This window comes from Mycobacterium sp. JS623 (assembly GCF_000328565.1).
In the GTDB taxonomy this organism is placed as follows: Bacteria; Actinomycetota; Actinomycetes; order Mycobacteriales; family Mycobacteriaceae; genus Mycobacterium.
This window is the reverse complement of the sequence record NC_019966.1, coordinates 2,859,595-2,872,741: the sequence shown is the minus strand read 5'-3', so window position 1 is coordinate 2,872,741 and position 13,147 is coordinate 2,859,595. Positions and strand designations below refer to the sequence as shown.

Annotated in this window: 14 protein-coding genes and 1 pseudogene; 6 read left to right on the top strand and 9 right to left on the bottom strand. The window is 65.9% G+C overall.

Translation table 11 applies throughout. The annotated features are described in order from the left end of the window. Positions 1–3: 3 nt before the first annotated feature. Genes rarD through lspA form a run of 3 tightly spaced genes read right to left on the bottom strand, consistent with a single transcriptional unit; the run spans position 4 to position 2,392 of the window. Entirely contained in the window at positions 4–906 is a 903-nt protein-coding gene (rarD, locus tag MYCSM_RS14085) for an EamA family transporter RarD (protein ID WP_015306833.1), read from the bottom strand. Then, positions 903–1,832 (bottom strand): RluA family pseudouridine synthase, encoded by a 930-nt coding sequence (locus MYCSM_RS14080; RefSeq protein ID WP_041312058.1) that lies wholly within the window; start codon positions 1,830–1,832, stop codon positions 903–905. Before MYCSM_RS14080 ends, rarD begins: the two co-directional genes overlap by 4 nt. Further along, complete coding sequence (lspA, locus tag MYCSM_RS14075) at positions 1,829–2,392, bottom strand: signal peptidase II (protein ID WP_015306831.1); 564 nt, start codon at positions 2,390–2,392, stop codon at positions 1,829–1,831. Before lspA ends, MYCSM_RS14080 begins: the two co-directional genes overlap by 4 nt. A gap of 43 nt (positions 2,393–2,435) precedes the next feature. On the opposite strand from lspA, the gene MYCSM_RS14070 reads away from it, so the two are divergent. Then, positions 2,436–3,368 (top strand): asparaginase, encoded by a 933-nt coding sequence (locus tag MYCSM_RS14070; protein WP_041312055.1) that lies wholly within the window; start codon positions 2,436–2,438, stop codon positions 3,366–3,368. On the opposite strand, the gene MYCSM_RS14065 is transcribed toward MYCSM_RS14070, so the two are convergent. Then, a complete protein-coding gene (locus MYCSM_RS14065; protein WP_015306829.1) occupies positions 3,333–4,715 on the bottom strand; it encodes a DNA polymerase IV in 1,383 nt (460 codons plus the stop codon). The two genes, MYCSM_RS14070 and MYCSM_RS14065, sit on opposite strands and share 36 nt — an antisense overlap. 117 nt (positions 4,716–4,832) lie before the next feature. On the opposite strand from MYCSM_RS14065, the gene MYCSM_RS14060 reads away from it, so the two are divergent. Next, entirely contained in the window at positions 4,833–5,303 is a 471-nt protein-coding gene (locus MYCSM_RS14060) for a cupin domain-containing protein (RefSeq protein ID WP_015306828.1), read from the top strand. Here MYCSM_RS14060 and ileS read toward each other — a convergent pair. Further along, positions 5,300–8,410: an isoleucine--tRNA ligase gene (gene ileS / locus MYCSM_RS14055; RefSeq protein ID WP_015306827.1), complete on the bottom strand. Its 3,111-nt coding sequence runs from the start codon at positions 8,408–8,410 to the stop codon at positions 5,300–5,302. The two genes, MYCSM_RS14060 and ileS, sit on opposite strands and share 4 nt — an antisense overlap. Before the next feature lie 281 nt (positions 8,411–8,691). On the opposite strand from ileS, the pseudogene MYCSM_RS14050 reads away from it, so the two are divergent. Next, a pseudogene (locus MYCSM_RS14050) lies at positions 8,692–8,955 on the top strand (PaaI family thioesterase); the annotation flags it as partial. Here the strand turns inward: MYCSM_RS14050 and MYCSM_RS14045 are convergent. Together MYCSM_RS14045 and MYCSM_RS37170 are read right to left on the bottom strand one after the other, a co-directional pair. After that, positions 8,937–9,506, bottom strand: a complete 570-nt coding sequence (locus tag MYCSM_RS14045) for a carboxymuconolactone decarboxylase family protein (RefSeq protein ID WP_015306826.1) — start codon at positions 9,504–9,506, stop codon at positions 8,937–8,939. The pseudogene MYCSM_RS14050 and the gene MYCSM_RS14045 sit on opposite strands and share 19 nt — an antisense overlap. After that, positions 9,503–9,649 carry a hypothetical protein gene (locus MYCSM_RS37170; RefSeq protein ID WP_015306825.1) on the bottom strand — a complete coding sequence of 49 codons (147 nt, stop codon included), beginning with the start codon at positions 9,647–9,649 and terminating at the stop codon, positions 9,503–9,505. The genes MYCSM_RS14045 and MYCSM_RS37170 overlap by 4 nt, the downstream gene beginning before the upstream one ends. Before the next feature lie 31 nt (positions 9,650–9,680). Between MYCSM_RS37170 and MYCSM_RS14040 the strand changes: the two genes are divergently transcribed. Beyond that, positions 9,681–9,896 carry a dodecin gene (locus MYCSM_RS14040; RefSeq protein WP_015306824.1) on the top strand — a complete coding sequence of 72 codons (216 nt, stop codon included), beginning with the start codon at positions 9,681–9,683 and terminating at the stop codon, positions 9,894–9,896. A gap of 2 nt (positions 9,897–9,898) precedes the next feature. Here MYCSM_RS14040 and MYCSM_RS14035 read toward each other — a convergent pair whose 3' ends face one another. Then, positions 9,899–10,543, bottom strand: coding sequence for a hypothetical protein (locus MYCSM_RS14035; RefSeq protein ID WP_015306823.1), 645 nt, complete (start codon positions 10,541–10,543; stop codon positions 9,899–9,901). Between the two features lie 135 nt (positions 10,544–10,678). On the opposite strand from MYCSM_RS14035, the gene MYCSM_RS14030 reads away from it, so the two are divergent. Both MYCSM_RS14030 and MYCSM_RS14025 read left to right on the top strand, forming a co-directional pair. Further along, positions 10,679–11,047 carry a transcriptional regulator gene (locus tag MYCSM_RS14030; RefSeq protein ID WP_041314006.1) on the top strand — a complete coding sequence of 123 codons (369 nt, stop codon included), beginning with the start codon at positions 10,679–10,681 and terminating at the stop codon, positions 11,045–11,047. Between the two features lie 51 nt (positions 11,048–11,098). Next, positions 11,099–11,836, top strand: a complete 738-nt coding sequence (locus MYCSM_RS14025; protein ID WP_015306821.1) for a hypothetical protein — start codon at positions 11,099–11,101, stop codon at positions 11,834–11,836. 1 nt (position 11,837) lies between these two features. On the opposite strand, the gene MYCSM_RS14020 is transcribed toward MYCSM_RS14025, so the two are convergent. After that, a complete protein-coding gene (locus tag MYCSM_RS14020) occupies positions 11,838–13,109 on the bottom strand; it encodes a serine hydrolase domain-containing protein (RefSeq protein ID WP_015306820.1) in 1,272 nt (423 codons plus the stop codon). Positions 13,110–13,147: the final 38 nt, after the last annotated feature.

Here is a 13,147-nt window from a genome sequence, read left to right as displayed (position 1 = left end):
CTGTCACGGGTATGACGATTCGAGGTCCTGCCGATCGACACGGGCCCGCCGCAATGCATCGACGCTGAATACCGCAAGCGCCACCCAGATCAGCGCGAAACCCAGCCACCGCGCCGGGGGCATCGGTTCATGGCCGACGACCACGCCCCACGTCAGCTGCATCGCCGGGGTCAGATAGAACAGCAGGCCCATCGTCACCAGCGGCAGCCGCTGGGCGGCGGCAGCGAACAGCAGCAGCGGCAGCGCCGTGAACACCCCGGACAGGATCATGAGCACGACGTGACTCGGGCCGTGGTCGGTGAAGGTGCCGCGCCCCGTCACCTGCAGCACGACGACGTAGGCGACCGCAAGAGGACCGGCCACTCCAGCTTCTATACCGACGCTGACCCGCGGATCGACGGGCACCACCTTCTTGATCGCCCCGTAGAGACCGAAGGACAGTGCCAGCCCGAGGCCGATCACGGGCAGCGCGCCGACCTCCACCGTCAGAACCACGACCGCGATCACTGCGACGCCCAACGCGGCGAACTGTGCGCGGTTGAGCCGCTCACGGAAGACCAGCAGCCCCAGCGCCACCGTCACCAGTGGGTTGATGAAGTACCCGAGCGCGGCGTCCACGACGTGGCCGTTGTTGACGGCGTAGATGTAAATCACCCAGTTAATTGAGATCAGCGCGGACGCCAATGTCAGCAACAGCCAAGTGCGCCCGGTGATTTGGCGGACGTCACCGAGTCGGCGCACGGCCGCGACCACAACGACCATCAGCGCCAAACACCAGACGATTCGGTGGGCCAGTATCTCGAATGCGCTGGCGGGCTTCAGCAGCGGGAAGAACGCCGGGAACAGACCCCACGACGCGTATGCGCCAACGCCGAACAACAACCCAGACCGACGCGCGTCACTCACAGTTCGTGATTGCGCAACACGTCCAGCGCGTGCTGCAGATCGTGCGGATAGGGGCTAGTGATCTCGACGCGCCTGCCGTCGGCGGGGTGAGCGAACGCCAGCGACCGCGCATGCAGCCATTGGCGCTCCAGCCCAAGCCTTTTCGCCAGCGTCGGGTCAGCGCCGTAGGTAATGTCGCCTGCACATGGATGGTGCAGAGCGGCGAAGTGCACCCGAATCTGGTGGGTGCGTCCCGTTTCCAGCTCGATGTCGAGCAGACTCGCCGCCTGGTGCGCCTCGAGCGTGTCGTAATGCGTGATGCTGTGCCGACCCTGTTCGGTCACCGCGAACTTCCAGTCGTGCCCGCGGTGTCGCCCGATCGGCGCGTCGATCGTCCCACTGGACGGATCGGGATGCCCTTGTACGAGTGCGTGATAACGCTTTTCGACGGTGCGTTGCTTGAACGCCCGCTTGAGCACGGTATAGGCGCGTTCGGAGAGCGCCACTACCATGACGCCCGAGGTGCCGACGTCGAGGCGGTGCACGATGCCCTGGCGTTCGTGGATACCCGACGTGCTGATCCGAAAGCCCGCCGCGGCGAGACCACCGAGCACCGTCGGCCCGTGCCATCCGACGGTCGCGTGCGCGGCCACGCCAGGGGGCTTGTCGACGGCGACGATGTCGGCATCGGAGTACAGGACCTCCATGCCCTCGATGTCGACGGGCGTATTCTCCACCGGCGCAGGCGCTTCCGGCAGCTGCACCTCCAGCCACGCGCCTGCTGTCAGCTTGTCGGACTTGCCGGCGCGGGCGCCGTCCACCTCGACGCCGCCGTCCTCGGCCAGCGCTGCCGCTGCTGTTCGCGACAGCCCCAGCAGCCGCGCCAGCCCGGCGTCGACGCGCATCCCGGCCAGTCCCTCGGGGACTGGCATCGAACGGGTCGTCACTCGGACGGGTCGGCCTTGCGACGGCCGACGGTGTCGAAGTCAAAACCGAACAGCGACAACGCAACCAGCAGGATCGCCCCGCCTACCACCGACGGGTCGGCGACGTTGAACACCGGCCACCAGCCGATGGACAGGAAGTCCACCACATGCCCGCGAAGCGGCCCGGGCGAACGGAAGAATCGATCGACGAGGTTGCCCATGGCGCCACCGAGGATCATGCCGAGGCCGATCGCCCACCACGGCGAGACCAGCCGCCTGCCCATCCAGATGATGCCGATCACCACGCCGGTGGCGATCAAGGTGAGCACCCACGTGTAGCCGGTCGCCATCGAGAACGCGGCCCCGGAGTTGCGCACCAATGTCCAGGTGATGGTGTCGCCAACGATCGACACCGGTTGGCCCGGGGTAAGGAGCCTCACCGCGAGAACCTTGGTGACGATGTCGAGAACCAGCACCACCCCGGCCACGGCAAGCAGCAGGCGCAGCCGCTTGTGTGCAGGCTGCGGCGTCGCCTCCTCATCGGTCACGGGCTCGGCCGTCCCCGGGGATTCGTCAGTCACTCCCCCATCATCGCAGGAGACTGGTTTTGGGATGATTTCCCCCATGGGTCGCTTCGTCGTCGTCACCACCGGCGGCACCATCGCCACAAGCAGCGACGACAGCGGAGTCAAGAGACCTACGCGAAGCGGCGCGGATCTGACCGCCGGGCTCGACGTCGACGTCGTCGACCTGATGGCGATGGACAGCTCGCAATTGACTCCCGCGCACTGGGACCAGATCCGCGCAACGGTGCTGTCGGCCTGCAAGAACGACAGCGCCAAGGGTGTGGTCATCGCGCACGGCACCGACACCATGGAGGAGACGGCGCTGTGGCTCGAGCTGACCTATGACGGGGAGATGCCGGTGGTTATTACCGGCGCGCTGCACAGTGCCGATGCGCCCGACGCCGACGGACCCGGGAATCTGCGCGATGCGCTGACGCTGGCCGCCAGCGCCCAGACCCGCGGACAAGGGGTGCTGGTGACGCTCGCCGGCACCGTGTGGCAGCCGCTGGGTCTGCAGAAGCGGGCGACGGGTGACATGCGCGGCTTCACCGGCGACGAGCTCGGCACCGTCACCGATGGGCGGTTCGTCCAGCAGCGATCGAAGGACAGGCCGTTTTTCGGGCCGCTGTCGGCGGCGGACGCGCCGCGCGTCGACATCATCGCGGTGTACCCCGGCGCTGACGCGGTCGCGATGGATGCCTGTGTAGAGGCAGGCGCCCGCGGCATCGTGCTCGAGGCCGTCGGCGCGGGTAACGCAGGGGCGGCGGTGATCGACGGGGTGCGGCGGCATTGCCGCGACGGGGTGGCGGTCGCGGTGTCCACCCGGGTGCCCGGGGGGAAGGTCACCGCGGGCTACGGCCCGGGCAGAGACCTGGTCGACGCGGGAGCGGTGGTGGTGCCGCGGCTCCCAGCGGCGCAGGCACGCGTCCTGCTGATGGCCGCGTTGGCTGCCGGCTCACCCGTCGAGGAGGTCATCAGCCGCTGGGGCTGATCGGGCAGCCAGCTCACTGACGAAGTCCGGCCAGTCCAGGCTGTCGACGGGGTTCGCGCGCTCGATGCGCGCCGTGTCGTCGGTAAATGTGCGCACCGGCCCGGGCCCGGTACCGCGCGTCTCGAACCGCACCGTCATCACCCCATGGCCTGCGCCCTGGATCCAGCCGTGCCCGTATTCGGGGTGCACGACGTCGTCGCCGACGCGCCAGGCCGGCGGCGTGGCGGCCAATTGGCTGACGGTCTGCGGTAGTTGGGTGTTGGACACTTCCTCGGCCACCAGGTCGAGATCCGGAAACAGCGACTCCTGGCGGACGTCGGACAGTCCCGAAAAGCCAACGCCGACAAGGCGAATCGGGCCGATTTCGACGGGATCGAGCAGCAGCCGCCTGGCCATTGAGATCAAGGTAGGAGCATCGGTCGTCGCGTACGGCAGTGTCGCCGACCGAGTCAGGATGCTCATGTCCGACTTCTTCAGCTTTACCGTGACCGTCCGGGCACCGCGGCCGTCCTTCTCCAGCCGTGCGTGCGCGTGCTCGCCGATGGGTCCCGCCGCTTCCCGCAACTGGTCCAGGGTGGTCAGGTCTTCGGGGAAGGTGGACTCGGCGCTGATCTGCTTGGCGGGAGCGTTCTCGGCGACGGGGCGGTCGTCGATGCCCTGCGCGAGGCGGTGCAGCGCAGGTCCCACAGTCGCACCGAGGATGTTCGCAGCCTCGGCGTCGGTCAAGGCCGCGAGCTGGCCGACGGTGTCGATGCCGAGCCGGTGCAGCTTCTCCTCGGCCACCGGACCGATGCCCCACAACCGCCGCACCGGAAGGCTGTGCAGCAGAACGGTTTCCTCGTCGCGGCGCACCACCCGGATGCCGTCGGGCTTCGCCAGGTCCGAGGCGATCTTGGCGATCTGCTTGCCCGAGCCCGCGCCGACAGATGCGACAAGCCCGGTCTCCTCACGGATCCGGGCCTTGAGATGTCGGCAAAACTCGTCGACGTCCTCGGCGGCCGCACCGGTGAGCTCAGGCGGCTCGCCGAAAGCTTCGTCGAACGACAGCTGCTCGAGGACGGGAACCAAAGCCCGGACGGTCTCGAACACGCGGCGGCTTGCCACGCCGTAGACCACACCGCGCGGCGGCAAAACCACCGCCGGAGCGCCGACGAGACGGCGAGCCTGATGCATGGGCATCGCCGACCGGGCGCCGTAGACGCGCGCCTCGTAGCTGGCACCCGCCACCACGCCGCGACCGCCCAACCCACCCACGAGCACGGGCCGTCCCCGCAGGGTGGGCCGGGTCAGCTGCTCGACGGACGCGAAGAACGCGTCCATGTCGAAGTGCAGCACCCAGCGGTCCATGCCGCCGATGTTATGGCGCGAGCCCGACGTCGCCGACGTTCTCCCCGGCGGGATCTCTTTTGCAGAGTCATCATGTGGTGACGGCGGAAAGTGTGCATCCTTGGAGCGGAGGTCGCGATGGCTACCGAGAAGTCCGACTACCGTCTGGATGGCGTGCGGGTTGTGCGCGCCGATGAACTGGATCCCAACACGCCGCAGACTCCCGGCATGAATCGTGCCGCGGCGATCAATGCCGCGCGCGCCGGCGCCGAGAAGTTGTGGGCGGGCACGGTTGTCATTCATCCAGACGCCAGGACCGGGCCGCACCATCATGGCCACCTGGAGAGCGTGATCTATGTCGTCGCGGGCCGGGCCCGGATGCGATGGGGCGAGCGCCTCGAATTCACTGCCGAAGCCGGCCCAGGCGATTTCATCTACGTCCCGCCGTACGTGCCGCACCAGGAGATCAACGCCAGCGCCGACGCACCGCTGTCCTGCGTCGTGGTCCGCAGCGACCAGGAACCGGTCGTCGTCAACCTTGACCTAGCCGATGTGGAAGCCGATCCCGAGCGCGTGCAATGGGTCGACGACATCCACCCGGGCAGCTAGGCCTTTTCGATCGCCACCCGCACGCCGTCGCCGAGCTCGGCGCCGTCGACCGGCTCGCCGAACTCAAAAGTGGTGGCCAAGATTTCGCCGGCGATCAAGTCGGCGTGCGTCTGCGCCCATTGCGTCTTGTCCTCGGGCACCGCGATCGTCACCCGGATCCGGTCGGACACCTCGAGCCCCGTCGACTTACGCAGATCCTGCAGCTCGCGAATCAGGTCGCGCGCCCAGCCCTCGGCCGCCAACTCCGGGGTCACCGTGCCGTCGAGCACCACCAGTCCGGCGCCGTCAGGCAGCGCCGTGGTGAACTCGGGATCGGCGGCCACCAGCCGCGAACTGTATTCCTCGGGCTGCAAGACGGCCGGACCCGCCGTCAACGTGCCGTCGGCATTGACGACCGCCTCGCCCGCCTTCACCGCCTGGATCGCTGCCTGCACGTCCTTGCCCAGCCGCGGACCGGCCACCTTGGCGTTGACAGTGAGATCGAATCGGCCGTAGGTGTCGATGTCGTCGGTCAGCTCGACCGCCTTGACGTTGAGCTCCTCGGCCAACAGATCCTTGAACGCCTCCAGCCGCTGCGGATTCTCCACCGCCACAGTCAGTTTCGGCAACGGCAGCCGCACCCGCAGCTTCTTCGCCTTGCGCAGCGACGACGCCGCTGATGCAACCTCACGCACCTGATCCATGGCGGCGACGAGTTCCGGATCCGCAGGCACCACACCGGCTTCAGGCCAGTCGGTCAGATGCACCGACCGCTCCCCCGTCACGCCACGCCAGATCACCTCGGCGATCAGCGGCAGCAGCGGGGCCGCCAGCCTACCGGTCACCTCGAGCACGGTGTGCAGCGTGTCGATCGCGTCGGGATCCTCTTCCCAGAACCGCTGACGCGACCGTCGCACATACCAATTCGTCAGCGCCTCGGTGAACTGGCGCAGCTGATCGCATGCGCCGTAGATATCGCAGACGTCCAGCGACTCGGTCAGGTCCTCGCGCAACTCGGCGAGCTTGGCAAGGATGTACCGGTCAAGAACATGCGACGAGTCGGTGCGCCAAGTGCCCTTCTTCGGCGCGTACAGCGCCAGGAACGTGTAGGCGTTCCACAACGGCAACAGCACCTGCCGGACGCCCTCGCGGATGCCCTGCTCGGTGACAATCAGGTTGCCGCCGCGCAGGATCGGCGATGCCATCAGGAACCACCGCATGGCATCGGAGCCGTCGCGGTCGAACACCTCGGTCACATCGGGATAGTTGCGCAGCGACTTGCTCATCTTCTGACCGTCGTTGCCCAGCACAATGCCGTGTGCCACACAGGTTTTGAAGGCCGGGCGGTCGAATAGAGCGGTCGCCAGTACATGCATCGTGTAGAACCAGCCACGGGTCTGCCCGATGTATTCGACGATGAAGTCGCCGGGAAAATGCGTGTCGAACCAGTCCTGGTTCTCGAACGGGTAGTGCACCTGCGCGTACGGCATCGAGCCTGAGTCGAACCACACGTCGAAAACGTCCTCGATGCGCCGCATCGTCGACTTACCGGTCGGGTCATCCGGGTTGGGCCGGGTCAGCTCGTCGATGTATGGCCGGTGCAGATTGTCCGGCCGCACCCCGAAGTCGCGCTCCAACTCGTCGAGGCTGCCGTACACGTCGATTCGCGGATACTCCGGGTCGTCTGACTTCCACACCGGAATCGGGCTGCCCCAGTAACGATTTCGCGAAATCGACCAGTCCCGCGCGTTGGACAGCCACTTGCCGAACTGGCCGTCCTTGACGTGCTCGGGATACCAGGTGATGTCATTGTTCAGCTCTAGCATGCGGTCGCGGAAGTCGGTGACCTTGATGAACCAGGACGATACGGCCCTATAGATCAACGGGTTTCGGCACCGCCAGCAGTGCGGGTAGGAGTGCTCGTATGTTTCGTGGCGCAACAGCACAGGGCCGTTGACCGCCGCCGAGCGGCCCTGGTTCTTCAGGTCGCGGATGATCTGCGGGTTGGCGTCGAACACGTGCTGGCCCGCATAGTCCGGCACCGTCTTGTCGAAGCGGCCCTTGGCGTCAACGGGCGTCACCGCGGGGATACCGGCTGCCTGCGTCACCGCCATGTCGTCCTCGCCATACGCCGGCGACATGTGCACGATGCCGGTGCCGTCCTCGGTGCTGACGTAATCGGCCGGCAGCACCCGAAACGAGTTCGGCGCATCCATGAAGTACGGGAACGGCGGCAGATACCGCGTCTCGACCAGATCCCGACCGGTGTACGTGCCAAGGACTTCCGGTTCCTCACCGAGTTCGCGGGCGTACGCCGCCAGCCGTGCCTGCGCCAGTACATAACACTTGTCTTCGGGACCCTGAACCAGAACGTAGGTGACGTCGGGGTTCACCGCGACCGCCTGGTTCGACGGCAGCGTCCACGGCGTCGTCGTCCAGATCAACAGATAGGCGCCCTCAAGTGGGCCGTCGGCGACCCGGAAGCCGACGGTGATCGCCGGGTCCTGTCGACTCTGATAGACGTCGTCATCCATCCGCAATTCGTGGTTGGACAGCGGTGTTTCGTCGTTCCAGCAGTATGGCAGCACCCGATTGCCTTCGTAGGCAAGGCCTTTGTCCCACAACTGTTTGAACGCCCAGATCACCGACTCCATGAAGCCGAGATCCAATGTCTTGTAATCGTTGTCGAAGTCGACCCAGCGCGCCTGCCGGGTCACGTAGGCCCGCCATTCGTTGGTGTACTTGAGCACCGACTCGCGGCACGCCTCGTTGAACTTCTCGATGCCCATTTCTTCGATCTGGGCCTTGTCCGCGATGCCGAGCTGGCGCTGCACCTCCAGTTCGGCGGGCAGTCCGTGGGTGTCCCAGCCGAAGCGGCGTTCCACCCTGTAGCCGCGCATCGTGCGATACCGCGGCACGATGTCCTTCACATAGCCCGTCAGCAGATGCCCGTAGTGCGGAAGGCCGTTGGCGAACGGCGGGCCGTCGTAGAACACGTATTCCGGTCCGCCGTCACGACGCGCGACACTCGCGCGGAACGTGTCGTCGCGCTCCCAGTAGTCGAGGACGTCGAGTTCGAGCTCCGGGAACTTCGGAGCCCCGGATGTCGGCTTCGGATATGCGGTCACTGTGGTGCGTTGTCTCCATGCCCAATTTGCGGCCTCCGGCCTCGGAAGCCAACTGTCGGCACGGGGACGACGTCGCGCCGGTGCGCGAGCGCCGCGGTACCACCCCGCTTGCGCACTCAGGTGTGCGCCGCTCATCTGCGGGCGATGACGGGCCCACCCGTTCGGCTCTACTGGGCTGGATCAGCTGTTCTTCCGAAGGCTCCCCGGTGATGGCCGGATCGGTGCCGTTAGATCGATTCTAGTGGCCGCCGCAAATCAGGGCTGACCAGGCGTCGCGCCGCTTCCGCAGCGGCGTGATCGCGGCTGCGATGGACACCACCGGCGCGGCCGCCGCGTGGTCCAACCATGACTTCGAAAAGGGCACGCGGGCGTCGACGATCTCGATGACGATCAACTACGTCGGCGCCGCCAAGCGCTCAGATTTGATCTGGCACGCCCGCACCGTGCGTCGGGCCAACGAACTGACCTTCACCGAAATCACCACCACCGATGCCGACGGCGATGTCGTCGCCCATGCGGTGCAGACCTATCGGCTCGGCGGCTGACCGTGCGGCGGCCAGCTGGAAACGCCGTCCTCCAGCGGCACCTCGAGGCTGTGCAGCATCGAAGCGATCATCCGCCACGCCCCGATCGCCGTCACCAACTCGATCAGCACGGCTGAATCGGCGCCGAGTTCCCGCTCGCACGCGCCCCATGTCTGCGCACTGACCGCACCGTCGCGCACGACTTCGTCCGTGGCGGCGAGCACCGCACGCTCCACGGCACCGAAGCCGTCATGCGTCGACCAGTCCCGCACGCCGAGCAGATCCTCAGCAGGCACACCCAGCCCGCACGCAACCCGCCAATGCTGTGTCCACTCGTAGTCGCACGCCGTTAGCCAGCCGATCCGCATGATCGCCAACTCACGCAGCCGCAGCGCGAGGCGGCCATGCCAGAGCATCGTCGCGAGCAGGTCGTTGATGGCACGCGCGAGCGTCGGATGGTTCAGAAGTACTTGAAAGATGGACAATTCGGCCATGTAGTCGGGCACTCCGGCCCCGTCGGCGGCGGCCTTGGCCTCCTGCAGCGGCAATCTCGGAACACGCGCCTCAGTCATGCGGCCACCACTCTGTATGCGCGCGTGACCTCATCGCGGACGTGGGCGTCATCGCCGCCGAGGACCGGCAGCGGAATTTCGTGGAGCGCGAGGCGGCGTCGATATTCCAACGCCATCGCATGCGCGCTCGCCGACTCCGGCATAGCCGCACCCTAAACCGCGTAGCGTCGCGACATGAGCGATCACACGTACCGAATCATCGAGATGGTCGGCAGCTCGCCGGACAGCATCGACGACGCGATCCGTAACGGGATATCAAGGGCATCGGAGACAATGCGCGGCCTCGACTGGTTCGAGGTGCAGTCGGTCCGCGGGCACCTTCAGGACGGCGCCATCGGGCATTTCCAGGTAACGCTGAAGGTTGGGTTCCGCCTGGAAGATGCCCGATGACGTCAGACCGGAGCGGCGGCGTCTGAAGTCATGTCGAAGAGCGCCAGCGGGAACTGCTCCGCGAGCTCTTCGATGGTGGAGGCCTCGAAGCGGGTGCTGTCGTACCACCAGTCGAGATGCAGCTGCCCGTCAACGCGATATACCCGGAGTTCGAGCGCGTAGCCCAGGCCGGGCGGCGTCTCGTACATCGGAGTGGTTCCGTCCGGCAGTTCGCCGATGTAGTTAAGGAGGATCTCCGACTCGAGGGAGGTGACGTGCGCAGGCCCCGAATCGAACATGCGGTGCACGTCCTGCAGCATTTCCGTCGGGCTGGCTTGCCGCGACGAAGCGCATAGCAGCGGGATGGCGTGCAGCAGCCAACGGCGCTGACCGGTCACGTCTACCGCAACGACGCCGTCACCGATGGTGCGAGCGATGGTCCGGCCGAGCGCGGCAAGCAAGATCTCGTCGGCCGCTACCCCGAGCCATTCCGTTGCTCCGTCAACTTCCGCGGTCACCTCATCGGAAGGGGGTGTGGAGAGTTTGTCGAGGACGGGGACGGTCCCGTCGGCAATGTCATGGTCGGCGACCCGCAACGTGGCGACGGCCACGGTGTCGACCGGATACGTCATCTCGCTGGTCTGATCAGCTACATGGGGAGCAACCATGCAGCTAACATAACATCGTGTTCCCAAAATTGGGAGAGCACTCCCAAAACTGTGACACCTGCGTCAATAACGGCTAACCTATCCGATTTGCGAAGGGTACTGCCCAAAACCGGGATGTCCAGCTATCGTGAGTGCATGCCACGGACCGATGAGAACGGCAGACAACTTAAGGCGTTGCTTGACTACCTCCTTGACGGCGACATCGATGCCAAAGACATCTACGACGCGTTGGGCATCTCGAGCAGCACGTACTACCGGCGAATCAAGGAATCCGACTATCCGAACGCCGAGGAACTGCGGCGAGTCGCCGATAGATTCGCACTCAGTTACCCCGACCTGCAAATCCAGTTCGGGTTGATGAGCCGCCAAGAAGTGTGGAGCTACGTTGAATCGGCCCCATTCACCACGATGACGGCAGTGCAGGACGCCGTGCAGACCAAGCAGTCGACCCGCCCGCCGAAGCTTTCCGAGATGAAGCCGAGGGCGGACGCTCCTCCTCTTTAATCCGGATAAGCCGTACACTTTGCTGACAGGCTCAGTTCGAAGGCGACTCCCATGGCTCTGGCAACCCTGATAGCAATCACCCTTGCATGTATCGGGTGGAGCTTGTGGATTCGTCGCGTCACCTGGTCGTCTCGCTGGGAGTTCGCCGCCACCCTGAACATCGCATTGCAGGGGGGCGCGGTTCTGTTGATGTCTCCGTGGGCTTCGGAGACGCTCGGCCATTGGCTGCACGCACTGACCGGCAAGTGGAATCTCGAGGACTACATCGGCCACGACCTCTACATCGTCGCCGCATCCGCCGTGGTGTACAACGCTCTCGGCAGGCTTCAGGACGACCACTCCCTGCAGAGGACCTTCAAGCAGTACGTCGAATACCCTGCGACGCTGTGCATCCCGCTGCTGTTGGTCACGTTCACACTCGGCAACGGCGCAAAGATATACAAGGCCGACTTCTTCCAGGTGCCCACCGACCTCTGGCTGAATATCTACTGGCTGCTGCTCTGCGGCATGCTGATCTACCTGCTGACCTACGGGGCCCGGGCGCTGCTCGTGCTGCGCAAGGACCCGCGTTCGCGCCGGGTCGCCAACATCTATCTCGTCGCCTCGGCAGCGGGTGTGGCCGCCTGCCTCGTCCGGCTTGCCACCGCCTTGATCCCGCCGCTTCAGGCGACTGACGCCGGCACCACCTTGGTGTGGGTGTTCGCGTGCATGTGCGGCGCCGGATTCGCGATCACGTCGGCGGAGTCCTGGCGAAACAAGACCAAGTGGTTCACCAACGCCAATCGGTGAACTACCCCGCGACCGGCCTCGACACGTCGTAGGGCGCACCGAACGCGGGCACAGTCTGGTAGCCCCGCCTGCGCGCCTGTGCGGCGTCGCGGCGGATCAGCGCGTAGATGCCAGCGAATGTCGCCTGGTCCAGCACCATCCTGGTGAGCAGTCGGTTGTGCACGAACCCGAACGACAGGCCGGTCCCCGGATCGGCCCAGCCCACCGAGCCGGCCAGTCCCGCATGCCCGAAGCCCGGCATCAGCCCCGGCGGGAACGGCATCGAGTGGTAGCCAAGGTGGAAGCTCAACGGCACGAAGATGTTTCGGTCCGGCAGCATGCTGGGCTTGCCGGTCAAACCGGCGGTCAACTCCTGCGAGAGGAACTGGGCGCCGTCGATGCGACCGCCATTGGCCAGCGCGCCGTACATCTTGGCCAGGCCGCGGGCCGTTGTCACGCCGTTCGCTGCGGGGATCTCGGAGTCGAGGAACGGGATATCCCCCTGCACAACGGCTTTCATGCCAGGGAAGTACATCGATCCGAACACCCCTGAGTACTGCAGCGCGGCGATCCGGGGCGCGACGAAGTTGAACACCGGATTGCTGAACGTGCCCTGTGGCACCAGGATCTGAGCGGCCCGCGTCGGCGAATCGGCGGGCGGGCGGCCCAAGTGCAGCCCGTCGGTGTTCAACGGCTCGGCCAGTTCCTGACGGATCAAGTCGCGCATGCCCTTGCCGGTGACGGCGCGAGCGAGCCCCGACATCAGCCAGCCGTATGTCAACGCGTGATAGGCCGGCTTGCCGTATAGCACCTTGTTCACCGACGCCGCCGCCAGCCGCGACTCCATCGCCTGGTGATCAAGGAGTTCGGTCTTGCTTACGCCGTTGAGCTGAGACAGCCCGGCGCGGTGGCGCATCGCATCCCGGACGGTGATCTCGGACTTGCCGTTGGCACCGAACTCCGGCCAGTACTTGGCGACGGGACTGTCGTAGTCGATCAGGCCACGGTCGGCCAGCCGGTGGATGACGGTCGAGGCCAGGCCCTTGGTCACCGACCAGACCATCGCGCCGGTATCGGCGGTCCAGTACTCGCTGCCGCGTCGGTCGGCGTATCCCGTCCAGACATCGACCACCGGTTCGCCGTGGAGGTAGACGGCAAGCGCCCCGCCACCGAACCGCTTGCCAGGGAACAGTTGGGAAAACGCGCGAACCGTGCAAGCGAAGCTGGAGTCGGCTGCGCCCTGTATGCCGTGCGGGAGCGCTGCGCTGCGCTCCCCGTTATTGACACCCGTCACAATGTATTGAATTTACCTGCAACCCCGGCAAATAAACG

What these genes read in the sequence shown, in the direction of transcription:
- MYCSM_RS14070 (WP_041312055.1), top strand. Translation starts at nt 2,436, where the DNA reads ATGGGTCGCTTCGTCGTCGTCACCACCGGCGGCACCATCGCCACAAGC.
- MYCSM_RS14065 (WP_015306829.1), bottom strand. Translation starts at nt 4,715, where the DNA reads ATGGACCGCTGGGTGCTGCACTTCGACATGGACGCGTTCTTCGCGTCC.
- MYCSM_RS14060 (WP_015306828.1), top strand. Translation starts at nt 4,833, where the DNA reads ATGGCTACCGAGAAGTCCGACTACCGTCTGGATGGCGTGCGGGTTGTG.
- MYCSM_RS14045 (WP_015306826.1), bottom strand. Translation starts at nt 9,506, where the DNA reads ATGACTGAGGCGCGTGTTCCGAGATTGCCGCTGCAGGAGGCCAAGGCC.
- MYCSM_RS37170 (WP_015306825.1), bottom strand. Translation starts at nt 9,649, where the DNA reads ATGCCGGAGTCGGCGAGCGCGCATGCGATGGCGTTGGAATATCGACGC.
- MYCSM_RS14040 (WP_015306824.1), top strand. Translation starts at nt 9,681, where the DNA reads ATGAGCGATCACACGTACCGAATCATCGAGATGGTCGGCAGCTCGCCG.
- MYCSM_RS14035 (WP_015306823.1), bottom strand. Translation starts at nt 10,543, where the DNA reads ATGGTTGCTCCCCATGTAGCTGATCAGACCAGCGAGATGACGTATCCG.
- MYCSM_RS14030 (WP_041314006.1), top strand. Translation starts at nt 10,679, where the DNA reads ATGCCACGGACCGATGAGAACGGCAGACAACTTAAGGCGTTGCTTGAC.
- MYCSM_RS14025 (WP_015306821.1), top strand. Translation starts at nt 11,099, where the DNA reads ATGGCTCTGGCAACCCTGATAGCAATCACCCTTGCATGTATCGGGTGG.